24 protein-coding genes are annotated in these 19,398 nt (G+C 46.5%); 18 read left to right on the forward strand and 6 right to left on the reverse strand.

The window, feature by feature from the left end:
• Positions 1 to 25 precede the first annotated feature (25 nt).
• Positions 26 to 547, forward strand: a complete 522-nt coding sequence (locus LCM00_RS20895; protein ID WP_224905682.1) for a sigma-70 family RNA polymerase sigma factor — start codon at positions 26 to 28, stop codon at positions 545 to 547.
• Entirely contained in the window at positions 540 to 1,850 is a 1,311-nt protein-coding gene (locus LCM00_RS20900) for a DUF4179 domain-containing protein (RefSeq protein WP_224905684.1), read from the forward strand. Before LCM00_RS20895 ends, LCM00_RS20900 begins: the two co-directional genes overlap by 8 nt.
• Before the next feature lie 38 nt (positions 1,851 to 1,888).
• Here LCM00_RS20900 and LCM00_RS20905 read toward each other — a convergent pair whose 3' ends face one another.
• Positions 1,889 to 2,947 (reverse strand): sulfite oxidase, encoded by a 1,059-nt coding sequence (locus LCM00_RS20905; protein ID WP_224905686.1) that lies wholly within the window; start codon positions 2,945 to 2,947, stop codon positions 1,889 to 1,891.
• Positions 2,948 to 3,117: 170 nt separating this feature from the next.
• On the opposite strand from LCM00_RS20905, the gene ypfJ reads away from it, so the two are divergent.
• Both ypfJ and LCM00_RS20915 read left to right on the forward strand, forming a co-directional pair.
• Positions 3,118 to 3,963 (forward strand): KPN_02809 family neutral zinc metallopeptidase, encoded by an 846-nt coding sequence (gene ypfJ / locus LCM00_RS20910; protein ID WP_224905687.1) that lies wholly within the window; start codon positions 3,118 to 3,120, stop codon positions 3,961 to 3,963.
• Between the two features lie 21 nt (positions 3,964 to 3,984).
• Complete coding sequence (locus LCM00_RS20915; protein ID WP_022543290.1) at positions 3,985 to 4,485, forward strand: cupin domain-containing protein; 501 nt, start codon at positions 3,985 to 3,987, stop codon at positions 4,483 to 4,485.
• A 467-nt stretch (positions 4,486 to 4,952) separates the two neighbouring features.
• Here LCM00_RS20915 and LCM00_RS20920 read toward each other — a convergent pair whose 3' ends face one another.
• A complete protein-coding gene (locus LCM00_RS20920; protein WP_224905688.1) occupies positions 4,953 to 5,330 on the reverse strand; it encodes a YidH family protein in 378 nt (125 codons plus the stop codon).
• A 145-nt stretch (positions 5,331 to 5,475) separates the two neighbouring features.
• Here LCM00_RS20920 and LCM00_RS20925 point away from each other — a divergent pair, with 145 nt between their 5' ends.
• On the forward strand, positions 5,476 to 6,036 hold the full coding sequence (locus tag LCM00_RS20925; protein WP_224905689.1) for a maltose acetyltransferase domain-containing protein: 561 nt from the start codon (positions 5,476 to 5,478) through the stop codon (positions 6,034 to 6,036).
• A 37-nt stretch (positions 6,037 to 6,073) separates the two neighbouring features.
• On the opposite strand, the gene LCM00_RS20930 is transcribed toward LCM00_RS20925, so the two are convergent.
• Together LCM00_RS20930 and LCM00_RS20935 are read right to left on the reverse strand one after the other, a co-directional pair.
• A complete protein-coding gene (locus LCM00_RS20930) occupies positions 6,074 to 6,556 on the reverse strand; it encodes a DinB family protein (protein WP_224905691.1) in 483 nt (160 codons plus the stop codon).
• Positions 6,557 to 6,661: 105 nt separating this feature from the next.
• On the reverse strand, positions 6,662 to 7,471 hold the full coding sequence (locus tag LCM00_RS20935) for a hypothetical protein (RefSeq protein WP_224905692.1): 810 nt from the start codon (positions 7,469 to 7,471) through the stop codon (positions 6,662 to 6,664).
• Positions 7,472 to 7,689: 218 nt separating this feature from the next.
• On the opposite strand from LCM00_RS20935, the gene LCM00_RS20940 reads away from it, so the two are divergent.
• The 4 genes from LCM00_RS20940 (at position 7,690) to LCM00_RS20955 (ending at position 11,461) form a co-directional block, all read left to right on the forward strand.
• Complete coding sequence (locus LCM00_RS20940; protein ID WP_224905694.1) at positions 7,690 to 7,971, forward strand: hypothetical protein; 282 nt, start codon at positions 7,690 to 7,692, stop codon at positions 7,969 to 7,971.
• 152 nt (positions 7,972 to 8,123) lie between these two features.
• Positions 8,124 to 8,798 (forward strand): response regulator transcription factor, encoded by a 675-nt coding sequence (locus LCM00_RS20945; protein ID WP_224905696.1) that lies wholly within the window; start codon positions 8,124 to 8,126, stop codon positions 8,796 to 8,798.
• Positions 8,788 to 10,164, forward strand: coding sequence for a sensor histidine kinase (locus LCM00_RS20950; protein ID WP_224905698.1), 1,377 nt, complete (start codon positions 8,788 to 8,790; stop codon positions 10,162 to 10,164). Before LCM00_RS20945 ends, LCM00_RS20950 begins: the two co-directional genes overlap by 11 nt.
• A gap of 208 nt (positions 10,165 to 10,372) precedes the next feature.
• On the forward strand, positions 10,373 to 11,461 hold the full coding sequence (locus LCM00_RS20955; RefSeq protein ID WP_224905700.1) for an NAD(P)-dependent alcohol dehydrogenase: 1,089 nt from the start codon (positions 10,373 to 10,375) through the stop codon (positions 11,459 to 11,461).
• A 113-nt stretch (positions 11,462 to 11,574) separates the two neighbouring features.
• On the opposite strand, the gene LCM00_RS20960 is transcribed toward LCM00_RS20955, so the two are convergent.
• The gene (locus tag LCM00_RS20960) at positions 11,575 to 12,105 is read right to left on the reverse strand and encodes a GNAT family N-acetyltransferase (RefSeq protein WP_224905702.1); all 531 of its coding nucleotides are present in this window, start codon (positions 12,103 to 12,105) and stop codon (positions 11,575 to 11,577) included.
• Positions 12,106 to 12,227: 122 nt separating this feature from the next.
• On the opposite strand from LCM00_RS20960, the gene LCM00_RS20965 reads away from it, so the two are divergent.
• From LCM00_RS20965 to LCM00_RS21005, 9 genes are all read left to right on the forward strand, one after another.
• A complete protein-coding gene (locus LCM00_RS20965) occupies positions 12,228 to 12,575 on the forward strand; it encodes a winged helix-turn-helix transcriptional regulator (protein WP_224905704.1) in 348 nt (115 codons plus the stop codon).
• Positions 12,576 to 12,762: 187 nt separating this feature from the next.
• Positions 12,763 to 13,677 (forward strand): peptidoglycan recognition protein family protein, encoded by a 915-nt coding sequence (locus LCM00_RS20970; protein WP_224905724.1) that lies wholly within the window; start codon positions 12,763 to 12,765, stop codon positions 13,675 to 13,677.
• 149 nt (positions 13,678 to 13,826) lie between these two features.
• A complete protein-coding gene (locus LCM00_RS20975) occupies positions 13,827 to 14,342 on the forward strand; it encodes a hypothetical protein (RefSeq protein ID WP_224905706.1) in 516 nt (171 codons plus the stop codon).
• A 5-nt stretch (positions 14,343 to 14,347) separates the two neighbouring features.
• The gene (locus tag LCM00_RS20980; protein WP_224905708.1) at positions 14,348 to 14,998 is read left to right on the forward strand and encodes a PspA/IM30 family protein; all 651 of its coding nucleotides are present in this window, start codon (positions 14,348 to 14,350) and stop codon (positions 14,996 to 14,998) included.
• Positions 14,999 to 15,104: 106 nt separating this feature from the next.
• The gene (locus tag LCM00_RS20985) at positions 15,105 to 16,583 is read left to right on the forward strand and encodes an aldehyde dehydrogenase family protein (RefSeq protein ID WP_224905710.1); all 1,479 of its coding nucleotides are present in this window, start codon (positions 15,105 to 15,107) and stop codon (positions 16,581 to 16,583) included.
• A 322-nt stretch (positions 16,584 to 16,905) separates the two neighbouring features.
• Positions 16,906 to 17,523, forward strand: a complete 618-nt coding sequence (locus LCM00_RS20990; protein WP_224905713.1) for an alpha/beta family hydrolase — start codon at positions 16,906 to 16,908, stop codon at positions 17,521 to 17,523.
• A 174-nt stretch (positions 17,524 to 17,697) separates the two neighbouring features.
• Entirely contained in the window at positions 17,698 to 17,907 is a 210-nt protein-coding gene (locus LCM00_RS20995; protein ID WP_224905715.1) for a helix-turn-helix transcriptional regulator, read from the forward strand.
• On the forward strand, positions 17,904 to 18,293 hold the full coding sequence (locus LCM00_RS21000) for a hypothetical protein (protein WP_224905717.1): 390 nt from the start codon (positions 17,904 to 17,906) through the stop codon (positions 18,291 to 18,293). The genes LCM00_RS20995 and LCM00_RS21000 overlap by 4 nt, the downstream gene beginning before the upstream one ends.
• A 118-nt stretch (positions 18,294 to 18,411) precedes the next feature.
• On the forward strand, positions 18,412 to 18,837 hold the full coding sequence (locus LCM00_RS21005) for an organic hydroperoxide resistance protein (RefSeq protein ID WP_101552002.1): 426 nt from the start codon (positions 18,412 to 18,414) through the stop codon (positions 18,835 to 18,837).
• Positions 18,838 to 18,874: 37 nt separating this feature from the next.
• On the opposite strand, the gene LCM00_RS21010 is transcribed toward LCM00_RS21005, so the two are convergent.
• Positions 18,875 to 19,324 (reverse strand): MarR family winged helix-turn-helix transcriptional regulator, encoded by a 450-nt coding sequence (locus LCM00_RS21010; protein WP_224905719.1) that lies wholly within the window; start codon positions 19,322 to 19,324, stop codon positions 18,875 to 18,877.
• Between the last annotated feature and the right edge of the window lie 74 nt (positions 19,325 to 19,398).

Consider the following 19,398-nt stretch of genomic DNA (forward strand, 5'->3'; position numbering starts at 1 on the left):
AAGCAGAAAGAAAGGAGGGGCAGGCGTGGATATAAAAAAAGTGAAGCAGGCGAAAAAGGGAAATAAGAAGGCCTTCCAGGATTTATTGGAGGCAGAGAAAGAGAAGCTGTATAAGATGGCTTACTTGTATATGAAAAATGAGGCGGATGCCCTGGAGGCCTTCCAGGAGACGGTATATAAAGCACTTATATCCATTCGTAACCTAAGGGAAGAGCAGTATTTTTCGACGTGGCTGACGCGGATCCTGATTAATACATGTAAGGACCTGCTGAAAAAGAAAAACAGGGTCATCCCGATGGAAAGAGAAGTACTGGAAGGGAAGACATCTCCCTATATGCCGAAAGATGGCGGTTCTGAATTACTGGAGATGATAAAGGGCTTGGAGGAGAAGTATAAGACCATATTAATCCTCAGGTATTATCGTGATTATTCAGTTAGGCAAATTGCAGAGTTCCTGGAATGTCCGGAAGGCACTGTTAAAACAAATATCCATCGCGGAATCGGGCTGCTGCGGGAGAAGATGAAGGAGGAGTGTGTCAATGAATAGCGAATTCCCCCAATTCAAGGAAGAAATAGACAAAATAGCTGTGCCGAAAGATAAGTTGGATAACATAATCAGCAAAGCTGTAATGGAAACCAAGCCGAAAAAAACATTAAGGCGCAAAGCATTATACACCATCAGTGCTGTTGCAGCAGGTTTTGCCCTGTTTATTGGATCGGCTATGTACTCTCCTGCCATCGCAAAAATCGCTTCCGAAATCCCGGTTGTGGGCACCTTTTTCAGCGGTTCGGGAGATGAAGGGCTGGAAATTGCCGGGGCAAAAGGTCTTACCCAGGTGGTCGGCAAATCGGCAACAGATAAGGGCATCACTTTAACAATAAATGAAGTCTTTTATGATGGGACCAGGCTGGCCTTTGGGTTTACACATGAGTCGCTGTTAGCGATCGGGGAAATGGAGCGGCCGGCTATTTATGTGGATGGCAAGGAAATCAACTTTAGCTCAGGCTCTTCGGGGGAATTTGTTACACCGGCAAAATACCAGGGGATTTTGGATATTAATCCGACCGAAGAGCTTCCGGAGGAGTTCACCATGAAGTTCAGGGTGGATGCAGTCGGTCTGATGCCGGGGAAGTGGGAATTCGAATTTCCGGTCAAACAGTCCGGCGAGGTGACGGTTATCCGGCCTAAAGAAACCAAAAACATTCAAGGGATGGAAGTGAATGTGAATTCGGTTAAGATCGGCCCTGCTGGTACGGATCTTTCTGTCAGTCTGACAGCTGATCTGGAACAAACAAAGCTGGATCCTTATACAGATTTGCACTTCAATATTGTGGATGATCAGGGGGTCGCGCTCAGGCAGATGTCGGGAAGCGGGCATGGCGATACTGTGGACGGAAAGGAGGAGGCAACGCTTAGTATGTTATACTCTCCGGTAAAAGAGGAGACAAAATCCTTGAGCATCATCCCCTATACGCTGCCCGCTCAGCATAGCGCTCCTGAAGAAGTAATGATGCCTCTTAGTGAAAGAGGTCTTCCGGCTATACTCGAGCAGGGAGGGGAAGACAAAATAACGGTAACGGACATAGAACGGACAAAGCAAAGCACCACCATATTTTTCGAAGTAGTCAGCGAGTTTGCCTATGATGACCAGCTGACGAGAAATCCTACAATTCTTGAGACGGCTGATGGAGAAAACCTCACAATTGAGAAGGAACCCTTTGCTGAAAGGGTGGAAGGAAACCTATATAAACAAGTATTTAAGGCAGCTGGGAGTAAGGAACTGATTTTCAAGGCCTTTGTCATGCCTGAGCCGGAAATGTTTGAAGCTTTTACTGTAGAACTGCCATGATAATAGCCAGGCACCTTTCATCGGTGCCTGGCTATTATTCACTCCACCTTAACACTCACCCGATCAATCGCATTATACCCATAACCCTTCCTGTTCCAATTTGCGGAAGCCGGCTGTGTGCGGCCATGTGTATCATACGCTCTGGACATAAGAGTGTATTCTCCTTTGCCGGCCTTCCAATCATACACCCAAGGCTGCCACTCATACCCGCTTGCTGCCGGGCTTTCAAGCCTTGCCTCCTTCCAGTTTTCACCTCCATCGGTGCTTATCTCCACTTTTTCGATTTTCCCTTTACCGGTCCATGCGATGCCTTTGACAGTATGGCTCCCGGTTTGAAGAATCTGTCCTTCCAATGGATGGCGGATGGAACTGTTGACATGGAGCCTCGTTACTGGCGCTGCTCCTTCATCAGTTTCTTTATGAGGATAATAGACATAATCGATTTTCTGGTAAGGGCCTGTAAAAGGAGTATCTGCAACGGTTATGCTTTTGAGCCACTTAACGGAAGCCATCGCATACCACTGGGGAACGATAAGCCTTAATGGAAAGCCGTGCTTGAAGGGAATCGGCTTTCCGTTGTATTCGTAGGCAACCAGTGTATCCGGATGCAGGGCTTTTTCCAGCGGAAGGCTTCTTGTAAAAGAATAAACCTCGTCAAGATCGGTTCTTTCTCCAAAGTCATAGCCCTGAAAGATGACTTCTGCTGCTCCATTCTGGATGCCTGCACCCTCGAGGAGGGAGGCAAGCGGAACACCCTTCCAGCTTCCCTGGCTGACCGCGCCTTTATCCCATTGCTCACCGAAAGTTTTGGGTTCAAAAAAGCTCCTCTTGTTCCCGGCGCATTCCAAAATGGCGGTCACGGTTCTCGATGGGAGATTCATTAATTCGGTCAGGGAATAGAGCCGGGGTGAAGAAACTAACCCATTGACAGGCAGCCAATAGGCAGATGCTGACAGTGAAGGGTAGGTAAAATGATTCCTCAGGTAAAATAGCGAGTTGCCCATCCTCCTGCCTGAAATGAATTCAATGGGCGATTCCTGATTCTCGGGCTGCAGGCTATGGGTGGTCAAATAGGGCCTTACTAAAGGTTTTTGCATAATACGGCCTCCTGATCAGTAAATATCCATTTATATGTTAGAAACAGAATGATCATGCCTTTCCTATATGTAAAAAATTCCGGCTATGAATGGAGATAATTCCTGTCCTGTGCGGGTATATGATTAAAAGATATGATTCTTGCGAAAAATGGCAGCAGGGAGGATAAATCATGAAATGGAAGGGAAGAAGAGCAAGCTCCAATGTTGAGGATAGAAGGGGAATGGGCGGCAAAACGCTTGTCGGGGGAGGACTCGGAGGTATTGTCATTGTCCTGATTATTACGTTATTGGGAGGCAATCCCGGCGAGCTTCTCGGCGGTCTGGGGATGACCGGGGAGGAGCAGTCTCCTGCGCCTTATGAAGAAACTGCCGAGGAAAGGGAGCTGGCCGATTTTGTATCAGTCGTGCTGGCAGATACAGAGGAAGTCTGGAGTGAAGTTTTCCAGGAGCGGGGGATGGAATACAGGGAGCCGACCCTTGTTTTGTATACAGGCAGCGTCCAGTCTGCCTGCGGAGCAGCAGGTGCATCGGTCGGGCCATTCTATTGTCCTGGAGACCAAAAACTTTATATTGATTTAAGCTTCTACAGGGAGCTGCGGGAAAAATTCAAGGCGCCTGGCGATTTTGCCATGGCCTATGTTGTTGCCCATGAAGTCGGCCATCATGTCCAGACGCTCCTTGGCACTACGGATGAAATTATGCCTCTCCGCCAAAAGCTCAGCCAGGAAGAATTCAATAAATATCAGGTCAGGTTTGAGCTTCAGGCTGATTATTATGCCGGCGTTTGGGCGCATCATGCACAGGGAATGGGTTATCTAGAGCAAGGTGATCTGGAGGAAGCGATCCAGGCTGCCCATGCAGTCGGCGATGATACGATCCAGAAGAGGGCCCAGGGCTATGCAGTTCCGGAAAGCTTCACCCACGGCACCTCTGAACAGAGGAAGCGCTGGTTCAATAGGGGCTTCCAGAGTGGAACGATAGAGGGCGGCGATACGTTCAGCGCCCGCAATCTATAACTTACAAAGGAGTGGATGCACATGGCAACACAGGTCAGATCATTTTTTCTCCAGGACAATGGCGATATCCCGAACAATCAGGAATTGCCTGTCATCATCTATGAAGGGATCTTCAGTGACAATGCCAATACAATAGAGGGAACTTTCACCCGCCATAACTGGCTCGGCACATGGACAGGCGGGGTGTTCGACTACCATCACTATCACAGCAACTCTCACGAAGTCCTAGGTGTCCGTTCAGGCCGCGCTACTATTCTGTTAGGCGGGGACGGCGGAGAAAGAGTTGAAGTGAAAGCCGGGGATGTCATTGTGCTGCCTGCAGGAACGGGCCATAAAAATGTCGACAGTTCAGAAGACTTTGAGGTTGTCGGAGCCTACCCGGATGGAATGAGCCATGATTTGAAAAAGAAAGATCCGGGAGGACGCGCACAGGCACTCTCAGATATCCGCAGTGTACCGGTGCCTGCAACAGATCCTGTCTATGGAGATACAGGCCCGCTGCTTGAAAAATGGGTGAAATAAACAAAAAAGCCTGGAACAAGATGAGTAACGGGCTCGGTTTTAAAGCATAAAGTGGGATGTTGACTTTTTAGCATAAAATTAGCACACGAAAAAGCTCGGAGCCATGATGCTCTGAGCTTTTTTTATAGAGATAGCACGTTGTTGAAGAGAAGAATACCTGCTAAAAGACCAATTTTTTCCCGTGTCGCACCCTGATTTAAAGAGCAGATCTTCCAGGGGCAGGATGAGGTTCAGTACGGGTTAACAAATAAGCGGAGAAATTACGGCTAATTTTAAAAGAGCTTTAAAAACAGCTTAATTAGACGGAGAAATTACGCCTATCGACCCGAAAAAAAGGAAAACGGACCATTTTGCTTCTCTTAACCGTAAAAACTCCGCTTATTTGGACCCATTCGAGATATATTATCAATTTAATAGTAAAAACTCCGCTTATTAATTTCTTGTTGGCAGCTCAAACCAAGTTTGGGTTAAAGGATTCCCCAAACGAACATATAATAAAATCCGAACACCACGAAGATGAGCAGCAAAAGAGCTGAGAGGAGAACAATCATCCTCCGGGAAAATCTGAATGATTGGCTGTTGATTTCATGCCCCTTTCTGAAATACCCGATTGTAGTCATGATGATTGTCGCTATCCCTGTAATGATGGAAGCAAGCCCGATAATCTGCGCCAGGGCGTCTCCTATCATTGAAGCAGCCGGCAGGGTGGAAAAGTGAAGATTTGTGATAAGGAAGCCGACTCCTATGATTGTGATGCTCGTCCTGACCCAGGCCAGATATGTCCGTTCATTGGCCAAATGCTGCTGGATATACTTAGAATCCTTTGTAGGCTGCCCATTGTCCATCCCGCATCACCACACTATCAGTTTGTTGGATAAATGGTAGCATATACTGGGAAAATTGGCTAATCCGCAACCCGATGCCTCTGGCTACTTGTCCAAAAGGCAGGTAGAATAAGTGTAAACTCTCAATTTGGAAGGGGTATCACCAATGCTGACTGAAAAAGAAAAGATGCTCGCAGGTGAGCTATATGATGCAGCAGATCCAATCCTTGTAAAAGAAAGGACCAATGCACGCAGACTGACCCGGCTGTTCAATCTGACAGAAGAAACTGAAGAGGAGAGACGGACAGAGCTTTTAAAGGAACTCTTGGGATCGACTGGGAAGAATTTTTATATCGAACCAAGCTTCCGCTGTGACTACGGCTATAATATTAAGGCAGGCGAAAATTTTTATGCGAATTTCGACTGTGTCATCCTGGACGTGTGTGAAGTGAATATCGGCGATAACTGCTTTATGGCTCCAGGAGTACATATCTATACAGCAGGGCACCCGCTGCATCCGGAAGAGCGGAATGCAGGGCCTGAGTTCGGGAAGCCCGTCACCATTGGAAATAATGTCTGGGTCGGGGGCAGGGCCGTCATTAATCCGGGCATAAAGATTGGGGACAATGCAGTCATTGCATCAGGCGCAGTTGTGACCAAGGATGTGCCTGACAATGCGGTGGTCGGGGGGAATCCGGCCAGGGTGATTAAGTTTATAGATATCTAAAATTCCAGGTGCAGAATGAACCAAAAAGCAGACGGGCCTATTGCCGGCTGGCCTGCTTCACATAACGCTCCCAATGATTTTCAATTTCCTTCTTATGCTTGTGGTCATGCTCAATCAAGCCGGCAAAGTATTGGCCTATTGTCATTTCTCTTCCTGGGTACAGCTCCTGAAATCTTTCCGGCTCCAGTTTTTCCAAAAGTGACAGAAGCTCTTCTCTTGCCTCAGCAAACTCACTGATCAGCTTTTGCTTGCTGATTCCTAACCTCGCGTAGTTTCTCGCTTCCATGTTCATTGCATCTGCATTAATCTTTTCAGAAGGAATTTTCTCTTTGCTCATCAGGACAGGCATGCGCCGGCTGATGACAAATCGATCCCAGGTGATAAAGTGGGAGACCACAGCGGCTGTTCCCCAGGAGCCTTCCCGGAAAGGGAGGAACCAAAGCTGATCTTCCATTTGTTCAAGTGATTGCACCCAACCAATGAATTTTGCTTTTTCTTCGATAATCTCTTCTTTTCTCATAAGCTGCCCCCTTGATCATCTATCACCATTTCTCTTCTTCCTGCACAGATTGAATTCCTGCTTTTTAATAAAAAAGGGACCTCCGGCTTGAAGGTCCCTATCTTATTAAAATTTGTGTCCGCCCATCAGGGGCTTGTCTACACCAAGCTCTTCCAATTCTTCTTTGGCAGAATCCATGATGCTGTCGGCTTTAGCTTTCGTTTCTTCATCCAGATCCGCGAAAGGATCTCCTTTGCCATGCCTTTCAGGAAGAGAGATGCCGAGAGCCTTTAACTGTTCATCAGCTTCCTCGCGGGAAAGGGAGCCATCTTTGACCTGATCTTGAATGGCCTGTGCCTTGGCTTTCGTGTCCTCATCCAGATCAGCGAAAGGATCTCCTTTGCCATGATGATCAGGTAGAGTGACGCCAAGTGCCTTTAATTGCTCATCAGCTTCTTCGCGAGAGAGGGAGCCATCTTTGACCTGATCTTGAATGGCCTGTGCCTTGGCTTTCCTGTCCTCATCCAGATCCGCGAAAGGATCTCCTTTGCCATGATGATCAGGTAGAGTGACGCCAAGTGCCTTTAATTGCTCATCAGCTTCTTCGCGGGAAAGGGAGCCTTCTTTGACTTGATCCTGAATGGCCTGTGCTTTTGCTTTTGTCTCTTCATCCAGGTTAGCGAAAAGGTCCTCTTTTGCTCTTTTTGCAGGAAGCTCAACACCGATTGCGGCCAATTCCTCTTTCAGCTTGTCCATGATTGCCTGAACCTTAGCCTTGGTGCCGTCATCCAATACTTGTCCTGCCTTTTCTAAAAGAGAAGCAGGTGCAGTTCCTGTCCCGCTCTCCTCTGCGGCCATTGCCTTGAATGCCGTTCCGCCAATGAGGCTAAGCGATAACGCTCCTGTAAGTGCATATCCGGCCCATTTTTTCTTCATCGATACATTCCTCCATTTAATTCAGATTTTTGCTCGTCTTGCTGTTTACAGGTTTCACTATAAGGAGCTTCGGTGAAAAACAGGTGAAAATATAAAAGAAATAAAAATTATGAGGATTTATTGCGGCTTAAGTTTTGGTAATATAAGGATATAGCGATGCGCTGCTTTATACTAACTCAAAACGGCAAGCTTGAACTGTTCTTAATTGGGAGGTTTCTATGCAAAAAGTGAATGTCTGGTCCTTCATTTTTTCTATCATTTGTATCCTGCTGTTTATGGAAGCTGCTTTTTCAGGACCGAACGATTATTCCATCATCGGCCTCGACCCTTTCGAATTATTGCTTTGCCTGACCCTGGCGGCCTTTGTTTTAGCTGTTATGGGATTTGGCGGCATCCAGAACAGGAAGGGCATGGCGAGGAGCGTTGCTTCTCTCATAATAACAGTGGGACTTTCCGGGGTCTTGGCTTATATTGTTTTTATCGGTAAGCTGTTAGGCTAGCGAAAAATAATAATGGTTGATAGCAGAAAGGACTCACACACAGCAGAGTCTTTTTTCTTTTGGGCAAGGAGGGAGCAGGAGGCTGTTTTTTCACTCGATTTTCACCGACTTATGGTATCTTAATCATAACGAAATGCGGGAAGGTGGATATATTGAAAATACTGCTTGCAGAAGATGATGAATATCTGGGTGAATTGATCGTTCATTTGCTGAAGAAGAAAGGGTTCGGAAAAGCAGATTGGGTGATGGAAGGCGAGGATGCTTATGATTATGCAAAGGCTTCCTATTATGATGTGCTTATCCTGGATTGGATGATGCCGAACGGCGATGGCATTTCTGTCTGCCGCCGGCTGCGCCGGGAAGGATACAGCGGCGCCATCCTGATGCTGACTGCCAGGGATGCCGTATCTGACAGGGTGGAAGGGCTTGAAGCAGGTGCTGATGACTATTTGATCAAGCCGTTTGAAATTGATGAGCTGGCTGCCCGGCTGAAGGCTTTATCGCGGAGGATGCTTGCTCCGCTTCAGGAGGATGTTATTCAATGGAAAAGTCTTGAGCTGAACCGGACGAGCCATACGCTATTTCTGAACGGAGAAGAAATTTTCCTGACTCCGAGGGAGTACCAGCTTCTTGAAATGCTCCTGCGCAATAAAGGGCAGGTCCTGACAAGAGAGATGATTTTGGACCGGATATGGGGCATTGAATCAGATGTTTCAATGAAAACAATCGATGCCACCGTCAAGCTGCTGCGAAAGAAGATTGATAAGCACAGCACAGATAGCATCATTGAAACCATTCGCGGAGCGGGGTATAAAATTGAAGCCTAGACCTTTCCTGGATAGATGGAAAAAGAAGCTGCCTCAGGAGGTGTTCGGCCAGACCAGCCTTCGCCTGACACTGTTCTACAGCGGCATCATCACTCTTTTTCTGATTATATTTGTTATCATTGTCCTCTCTATTTTATACGGTGTCATCTATGCCGACCAGGAACGGAAAATTACGGAGCTGGCTAACCGGGAAACAGTTGAGTTTCAGAAGGATGGCTTCCGCCGGCACAGGCCACAGCAAAGGGAAGGAGACAAACAGGTGTTTCTCAGCGAGAATCAGCTGTTCTACTATGTTGCTGCCGGGGATGGCGAGCTGGTCAGTGCCAATGAAAGCTTTGGCCCGCTGCGGCCACTGTTTCTGGACCTTGTAAAAAACTGGACACCCGGCCAGAGTGAGATCAGGCAGAAGACGCTCCAGATTCCTGGGGATGAAGCCGACTACAGCCAGTTCAGGGACTTTGACATCAGTGTCCTTATGCTTGCAAAGCCGGTCATTATTAATGGACAAACAGCCGGGATGATGTATATCGGACTGGATATCTCTTATTTTAATACGATTTTCAAATGGGTGGTCATTGTTTTAAGCAGCCTGGCCGCTGTCTTTATCGGCATTGGAATCTGGCTGAGCCGGATGATGTCCAGGAGGGCGCTCATCCCGATTGAGAAGTCATATAACCAGCAGCGTGAATTCGTGGCGAATGCCTCCCATGAACTCCGGACCCCTCTGAGTGTTATCTTTTCCTCAGTTGAAGCGATTGAAATGGAGCTTGAGGATCCTGATCCTTTTACAAGGAAAATGATGAATGGACTGAAGCATGAAGTAAAAAGGATGACTAAGCTTATTAATGACCTCCTGACCCTGGCACGCTCAGATTCTGCTGAAAGTGCAGTGCTGGAGCGGAAATGGGAGAATATGCGTCCATTGACCGCACAGGTCCTGGATTCTTTTGGAAGTGTTGCGGCTGAAAAACAGATCAGGCTCTCACTCCACTCTCCTGAACAGGTGATGGTCCATGCTGACAGCGGGATGGTTGTCCAGCTTCTGTATATTCTGGTGGATAACGCGATCAAGTACAGCCCCTCTGAAGGAGAAGTCTGCGTGAAGCTCGGTGTGAAGATGGATAGGCAGACCAGCATTTTTGTTCTCTCGGTAAAAGATAGCGGGATCGGCATGAGCAGGGAGGAGCAGGCCCAGGTATTTGACCGCTTCTTCCGGGCAGATAAAGCAAGGAGCCGCAAGGAAGGCGGACACGGGCTTGGGCTTTCAATCGCCAAGTGGATTGCAGATGTTCATAGAGGGCGGATCACTGTGGAAAGCGAACCTGGGACAGGAACGGAATTCCGGGTCATAATACCCTTCGAATAATACAATTAAGTTATGATTGAAAAGGTTCTTTAACTGCCATACTAAAAAGCGGGTACATTAATACCTGATTTTTAGTATGGCAGTATAACTTTTGATAGGTATTGCGTATTTTGAAGAATAGGTTTTTAAGATGAGCTAGATATTTTGAAGTGGAGATATTAATGTTTTGAAATAATGATATACCATTTATTTAGGAGATGAACATCTTATGAAGATTAAAGCAGCTGTCACCCATGGCCAGGGAGAAGACTTCAAGATCGAAGAAGCAGAACTGGCCGAACCAAAGGCAAATGAAGTTCTGATTAAAATCGTTGCTTCCGGTGTTTGCCATACAGATGCCGTTGCACGTGATCTGGGCCTGACGCCTTATCCGGTTGTACTGGGGCATGAAGGCTCCGGAATTGTCGAAAAAGTTGGTGCAGGCGTAAAAACAATCGAGCCGGGAGACCATGTTGTGCTGTCTTTTGCCTCCTGCGGACATTGCGAAAATTGTTTAACAGGTCATCCAACAGTCTGCACAAAATTCAATGACCTTAACTTCGGTGGAAAAATGGAAGACGAAACCCATCGCCTGCATCAGCATGATCACGAACTTTCCACGTTCTTTGGGCAATCTTCTTTTGGCACATATGCAGTTGCCAATGAGCGTAATGTGGTTAAGGTCGACAAAGATGTTGATCTTGCCTTGCTTGGACCTTTAGGATGCGGCATCCAAACCGGGAGCGGAACAGTATTGAACCGCCTGAAGCCGGATTTTGGAACATCCATTGCTGTTTACGGCACAGGGGCAGTAGGCTTGAGCGGCATCATGGCGGCCAAAATAACCGGGTGCAGGCATATCATCGCCATTGATATTCATGACAGCCGCCTGGAAAAAGCAAAAGAGCTTGGTGCTACACATGTCATTAACAGCAAAAACGAAGATGTTGTTGAACGGATCAAAGAAATTACTAATGGCGGAGTGCATTACGGACTTGAAACCACCGGGGTTCCGGTTGTAGTGCGCCAGGGGCTTCGGGCTCTCCGTCCGCTTGGCACGCTGGCAATCGTCGGTGTGACGCCGGAAATGGAAATCAATGTTCATGAAGAAATCATGGCAGAAGGCAAAACCATGGTCGGCGTCATTGAAGGAGATGCTGTGCCGCAATTATTCATCCCTCAATTGGTCGATTATTATAAAAATGGCATGTTCCCATTTGACAAACTAGTGGAATTCTATGACTTCAGCGACATCAACCAGGCCTTTGAAGATTCTAAAAAAGGCCTTGCGATCAAGCCGATTGTTAAAATTGGTTAGGAGCAGACAGAAAAACCCCGCCGGGCGGCGGGGTTTTTCAATTTCTATTAAGAAAAGTACTGAATTTCTTCTCTTTTCATATTAACATGATGGATAAGGATAACGGCCATTCACTATTTCTTTCTGTGCAGAACAGTGATAAAACCGTCCAGTATCTCATGGCTGACAGGAAATCCTTTACGCTGATAAAATTCAAGGGCATCTTGATTTCCGTTTGATACATAAATAAAATAGTCCTCTACCTCTTCAAACTGTTCAAGCCATTCCATGGACATGGCGAATAGTCTGGAGCCTATGCCGAGTTTTCGATACTCTTCTTTAATATAAAACTGTGACAGGCACCCGACAACCGGGCTTTTAATTGAACCTGGGTCAAAAAAGACAGCGAATTCATTTGAATAGACTTCCTTTGGGGAGACATTGGAATAAACATAGCCAGCTGGCTTCCCGTCATCCGTAGCCAAAACAATATAATTACTGGCAGCTTTCCTTATGGAGGGAACCATTCTCGTCTCATAATTCATGCTGTCGAACATCTCCGGCCTCATAAGGGCCTTCGATTTTTGAAACACCATTAGCTCGTTGCACAAGTCCCTGCATTTTACTGATTCTTCAGCAGGAAGCACCTCATATCTTAAATCCATTTCACTCACTCCCAGAAATATATTGTACTGCCTGTCCTTTATTTTAATAAATATGAAAAATCAAACAAGTACGCAGTTTTTCTTGAGCAGGTCAGAAAAAACTGACTAAAGGAGCCGACAAGATGAAATATGATGTGATTGGAAAGGTAAATCGAAATAAGTGTCCGCTGACCCATGCACTGAATATGATTGGCGGTAAGTGGCGGCTGCCGATCATATGGGCTCTTTGGAACCATGACACTATGCGCTACAACGAACTGAAAAACGAGGTTGAAGGGATCACCAATATGATGCTTTCGCAAGTGCTGAAGGAAATGGAAAGCAGCGGCCTTATCGTCCGTAAGCAATATATGGAGATTCCCCCTCGGGTGGAATACTCGCTGGCACAGGCAGGGAAGGAGCTTGTTCCTTCCTTGGAATCATTGGCAAAATGGGGCAGGATGATGCAGAAGCAGGCGTATGAAGAATGACAGAGGCCATGACAGGATGCCGTTAAGTCCAGAATAATTTCATTGCTGATAACCAAACTAATAACGGTATGGAATCACAATGAAAGGACTTCAGAAAATGAAAAAACTACTAGCTGTTTTAGGGATCAGCCTGCTGCTGATGGGAATATCCGCGTCCCCCTCCAGTGCAGCCAATAACCCTCGAAATATGTATGATGTAAAGCCGGGGGATACCTTATGGAAAATTTCCGGCACCTATAAGTCAACACCGGATGAATTAAAAAAAATCAACGGTCTTCAGACATCCCTGCTCTTGCCGGGCCAGAAGCTGCGGGTGCCCATCATGTATGAGGTGAAATCCGGAGACACACTATGGAAGCTGTCACAGAGCTTCAGCTCTGATGCCGGGACCATCAAGAAAGTGAACCGGCTTGCTTCTGACCGGATTTATACGGGGCAGAAACTGAGAATCCCGCCGAAGAAACTTCAAATGGAAGGACAGTTTGTCCTGATGACAAGAGGAGAATTCCAGGATTGGATCTTCAATCAGAAATTCACTAGGAAGGTCGGCAAGGTTCAGCAGCATCATACGTTTCAGCCTTCTTACGAGCAATTTAACGGCAGCAACCATTTTTCCATGCTGAAAGGCATGAAGGAGTATCATGTGACAGGGATGGGCTGGAAGGATATCAGCCAGCATCTGACGACCTTCCCGGATGGAAAGGTAGCGGTCGGGCGCTCATTCAATATCGCACCTGAAGGGTCATTCGGCCTTCAAAATGAGGCTGCCATGCACCGGATTGAAGCAGATAGCATAGCAATCGAGAATGTCGGCAATTTTGACAAAAACAAAATGACAAAAGAGCAAAAGGAGACCATCACTATGGTAACCGCGCTCCTGATGCTCAAATACGGGCTCTCCCCATCAGTCGATACCATCACCTATCATCATTGGTGGGATATTAATACAGGTGAAAAAGTGCTGGACAAAAGCAGCGGACATGCAGTCAAGACATGTCCCGGGACAGAATTCTTCGGCGGGAATTCCACTGAGGACGCCAAGAAAGGCTTTTATCCGCTGGTGGAGAGGAAAATGAAAGAGATATCGGCTTCTATTCGCTAAATATTTTTATATTGGATAGCCTGCGAAAAAAAGACCGCAATAGGTCTTTTTTTTATGCTTAAATAAAATGCCTTATTTTTTCACCAGATTTTCTTCTTATCGCTTTAATATTCTCTTTGCAGCCATCAACTAACAAGGAGGTGAAGAAAGTGAAAATGAAGATGCTTATCGGAGGCGCTATCGGTGCTGCCGCAGTATATGCAATTTATAAAGCAGCCGAGGGCTGGTTCTATGGACAAGCTCCAAGGCCGATGGCAGCAGTGGCACAGACCCACTTTGCACCTCATCATCGGGGCAGCGGGTTCCATCAGCATGTGATCAAGTTTGCTCCAGCCGCACAGCCGCACTCCTGGATGCAGGCAGGCAGCTTTATGGCGGTTTTCCTGCAGCTGATTTTAATTGCAGCCGGCTTCCTTTTATGGAAAACGGCCAAAAGTGGAGGGCTGAAGAAATGGACGGGCATACTCCTCGCCTCACTGGGATTATTCCTGCTCCTTCCTAAGCTTGTGTTCATTCCAGTGGCACTTATTGGACTGTACATGATCTATAAAATCCGCAGCAATGAGGAGACAGCCGCTTTTTCATATGATTGGACAAGCTCCGGCATTCAGGGAAACAGAGACTTCCTGGATGAGTGGGAACAGAAAACGAAAATGGAGGAATAGGAGAAATGGGCGTATTTAAAAGAATGAAGCGCATCGTCACAGCTGACCTGCATGATGCGGTTGATAAAATGGAGAATCCAATAAGACTTCTGAAGCAGTATATAAGGGAAGTGGAGGAGCAGCTGGAAAAAGGAAAGAAGGCGATGGCCCAGCAGTATGCTGTTGGACAGAAATATTCATTGCTGATTGCGTCGGAGCAGGAAACGGCAGAGAAGCGCAAAAGACAGGCGGAGCTGGCTGTATCCAGAGGTGATGAGGATATTGCAAGGCTGGCCTTGCAGGAGAAGATCGTCAGCGAACGGAAGCTCTCGGTCTATGTCCAGCAATATGAAATCATCCATGAAAAAACCGATGAACTGGCAGGGCAGCTTGAATCACTCCACCAGCAATATGAAGAGCTTAAGCTGAAGAAAAATGAGCTGTCAGCCCGCTATCAGGCAGCGGCGGCCATCAGAAGCATCCAGGAAAGCACGGTTTCCTTCAACGCGGATCAGGCCCTCAGCGGATTTGCCAGAATGGAGGAAAAGGTGCTTGAACAGGAAGCTCATATAAAGGCAGGGCGGCTGCTTCCTGCCAATGCCTATAAACCGTCTGTCAGCCCCCATTTGGCAGATGAAGTGGAGCTTGAACTGGATAAACTGAAGACAAAGGAATAATTCACGGCAAGGGACTCCGGTTCCTTGCTTTTTCAAATTTTGGAATATGTCCTTGATGATTTCATCATACTAAGGCTTATCTATGATTATGGGAGGTTAAGCTTTGATGAACAGGGAGCCAGTAAAGATTGACGCAATCATTAATGGAGAGAAAGCACCTACTGAGAAAAATTTTCCCCGTGAAAATCCTGCCCATCCGGAGGAAATCGCTGGATATGCACCGGTCAATACCAAAGAGGAAGCCATCAGGGCGATAGATGCAGCTTATGATGCATTCAGCGGGTGGAAAGTCAGCAAGGTGGAAGACCGGGTCGAACGTATGGAGCGCGCCATCCGGAAAATTAAAGATGCCACCCCTGAAATTGCGGAGCTGCTGTCGCGGGAGCATGGCAAGGCACTGTGGGATTCGAAAGGGGAAATTGCCGTTTCCCTGATGTGGATGGAATTTGCCTGCCAGAATGTAAAAGAGGTAACAGAACCGCAGGTAAAGGAGCATGACAACGGAAGAACTCTTATTACCTATGATCCCATTGGGGTGGTGTCAGCCATCACGCCATGGAATTATCCAATATCACTATCAACGATTAAAATAGCTCCTGCGCTCCTGACCGGAAATACGATGGTGCTGAAGCCAAGCCCGTTTGCGCCCCTTGCTGTCAGCCGGGTGGTGGAGATCATTGCTTCCGAATTCCCGCCGGGAGTCCTTAATCTTGTTCATGGGGAGGCAGATGTAGGGGTCGAGCTTACATCCAATCCGAAGGTAGCGAAAATCGCATTTACAGGCGGAACTAAAACCGCTAAGAGCATTATGAAGGCTGCCTCCGAAACGATCAAGAAAATGACGCTTGAGCTTGGCGGAAATGATGCTGCCATCGTGCTGCCAAGTTTTGATGTAAACGATAAAAAAGCAATGCGCCGCATGGTCATCTCCAACTTCCTGACGTCAGGCCAGATCTGCATGATTGCCAAAAGAGTGTATGTACATCAATCCATTTATAAAGACTTTGTGGAGAAATACAGGGAAGCAGCGGACAATTGGATCCGGGTCGGCGATCCGTTCAATCCTGAAGTAACCGTCGGACCGGTCAATAATCAAGGCCAGGTCAAATATGTAAAAAGCCTGGTTGAGGATGCAAAAAGCAAAGGGGCAGAAGTCATCCAGCTTGGCAAAATCCTCGATCAGGACCTTATGGATAACGGGTACTTCCTGCAGCCTACATTAGTACTTGGTGCAGATCCGCATGATCCGATCGTTGTGGAAGAGCAATTCGGGCCGACTGTCCCGATCATTCCTTACGATGATGAAGAACAGGTGATTCAGCTTCATAATGAAAGCATCTATGGACTGACAAGCTCTGTCTGGGGAGACGAAGAAGAAGCGATCAAGGTTGCACGCAGGATTGAGGCCGGCACCACAATGATTAATACAGCCGCCGTACAGGGTCTGGATGTCCGCTTTCCTTTCGGGGGCGTAAAGCAGTCCGGGGTTGGACGCGAATACGGCAAAGAAGGGCTGAAATCCTATCTCGAAGTGCATGTTATCAATATTCCGAAGACATTGGAGCTGCCATATATTCCTGAATAATGAGCGGAAAAAACGGAGGCTGCTGAAGAGGCAGCCTTCGTTTTTTTATGGGTTTACATAGTGAAAGCAGCGAATGTATAATTATGGAAATATATAATAGGATTATGCTTGCGACTGATAAAAACTTAGAAAGGCGGTGTGGAGTATCGTTGAGGGGTATGACGGGGCAGTAAGCAAGGGATCCAAGAAGTACTTATAGAAGAAGATATACTCAACCTGGCTGAACGGGAATGTATATATGGAGGCCAAAGACTGAATAAATGGGCTGAAAGAGGCTCTTTGTTTTTAGAAAGGGTGAAGGCCATGAAAAAGGAGTGTACAAATGACAGCAGCAAACAAAGTAAATCATGCTAAAATCTCTTCCAGATTGATAGAGCAAAAAGAAACGGCTGGCAGCCTGGCCATTATTTTGCCGGGAGCAGGGTATACGGCACAGGCTCCGCTGCTTCATTTCTGTACAGGGTTATTTTACTCGAAGGGCTATGATGTCCTTCATCTTAACTACAGCTTTAATCGTGAAGAGCAGGCGGTCTTATCCGGGGAAGGACTGGCTGAAGCTGTCCGGCTTGTGATTGATGACGCATTGAAAAATAAAGGGTATAAGCAGTATTTCATTGTTGCTAAATCGATAGGAACCATGGCGCTGCCTTATCTGTTGAAGGATCAAAGCTTTCAGGATGCGAAAGCAGTATGGATGACCCCTTTGCTTCAAAAAGAGTTCGTATTAAATAGCATGGGTGATGACACCCATAAGGGGCTTTGTATTATTGGAGATCAGGATCCATTTTTCACTTGGGAACGCATTGAAAGAATTAAAGAGAATCCCAATCTTTCAATTAAAGTGGTGGAAGGGGGCGATCACAGCCTGGAACTTAGCGGTGATCCTATCCAATCTATTGATCTGTTAAAGGACATTATTTCTGAAGTTAATCAATTTTGAATGCCTTAAAAAGCTCAAAATAAACTTATGCTAAATAAAGAGCCTGCAGAGGTTCTTTTTATTTTGCTTAAAAAGCGGATAGGGAAATGTAAAACATGTTTGACATGTAAAATACTGTCATGTTATTCTATAAATGTAAAACATATTTGACAAAAATACGGCAGAGTGGTGTGAATGGAAAATCAAATCAAAGATGTGAGAAAAAGCAGCGGCCTTTCCCAGGAAGAGCTGGCTAAAGCATGCGGCGTTTCGCGACAGACGATTAATGCAATCGAGAACAACAAATATGATCCCAGCCTTGCTCTTGCCTTTCAGCTGGCAGAGTCCCTTGGCATGACAGTGGATCAGCTATTCCATTTTAGGAGCAGGGGGAATGAAAGATGAAAGGAAAAGAAATAGCAGCACTGGTGTTTCTGATAGCGGCAACACTTTATTTTGGGGGAACCTTCATCAGCTATATTAAAATCGAGGATGCCTCCATAGGGTCAGCCGAGCTCCTCGTAATCATTGCCCTGATGACCGGCTGGGTCCAGTTCATCACCTGGGGGGCGAGGAAGGAAGTCCAGAAGGATGAGATGGGCAGGCAGATCATCAAGGACAGTGCCAGAGTCAGCTATTATGTTGTATTAGCTGCACTTCTGCTGTTATGGATCATTGACTTCTTCCTTGTCAGCAAGGGGGAGAATTACACCCTGTTCATCGCTTTGTGCATCGCCTACATTACGTATCCGGTCATCCAGTATGTACTTGTTAAGAGATATGCGGATTAATTCCAATCCAAAACCACAGCTGCTGCTGTGGTTTTTATTGTTGAGCAGAAACATTGCTGTTTTTTAATAGGTTTTATAAAATTAAATTGCACACAATTAATAAACAGGAGTGATTCACATGACAAAACCATTATTCACATCATCAGTAACAGCAATTGGCGGACGGGAAGGCCGGGTTTCCTCTGCAGAAGGGAATTTGGCTTTGGATGTAGCAATGCCAGGAACCCCAAGGAAAAAGGAAGTACCTGAAGCAACGAATCCTGAGCAGCTGTTTGCGGCAGGGTATGCAGCCTGCTTTGACAGTGCGCTGCAGATGGTTGCAAGGAAAGAAAGGGTTTCTTTTCAATCGGAAGTGACTGCAAATGTCAGCCTTTTAAAAGACGAAAGCGATCAAGGCTTTAAGCTGGGGGTTGTTCTGCAGGTAAAAGGAACAGGCATCGAGGATAGCCTTCTGAATGAACTGGTTGAGAAAGCCCACGGTGTTTGCCCATATTCAAAAGCTGTGAATGGGAATATTGAGGTTCAGCTTGAAATCGTACAGTAAAGTAAAAAAGGATGCCCGCTTGGCTGGGCATCCTTTCTTATTGCTCATTTTTATAATGAAGAACCTGCAATAGCTGCAGAAGGGAGGTTTTCAGCGAGTTGTATTCCTCTTCGCTTGCGCCGCTCATTTCGAAAATTTTTGCAGGGATGGATTCTGCCTGTCCCTGAAGAGATACTCCTTTTTCTGTCAGTGTCACAAATACAGACCGCTGATCCTCAGCAGATCTCTTCCTGCTCAAGAGGCCCTGCTGCTCCATTCTCTTCAGCATGGGTGTAAGGGTGCCGGAATCGAGGTAGAGAAGCTCCCCCAGTTTTTTTACGGTCAGGCTTTTCTTTTCCCAAAGAAGGAGAAGGACAAGATATTGAGGATAGGTGACTTCAAGCTTATCTAAAAGTGGCTTATACTGCTTGGTCATTTCTCTTGAAGCAGCATAAAGAAGGAAGCAAAGCTGATTTTCGAGCTTTAAATGGCTGTACTCGTTTGTCATTTTTTCACCGCTTATCGTTATAGTCTGTATGTATACTATAACCTCCGCACTGCATTTAATAAACTAAACTGCAT

Source organism: Bacillus infantis (assembly GCF_020171945.1).
Classification (GTDB): domain Bacteria; phylum Bacillota; class Bacilli; order Bacillales; family Cytobacillaceae; genus Bacillus_AB; species Bacillus_AB infantis_A.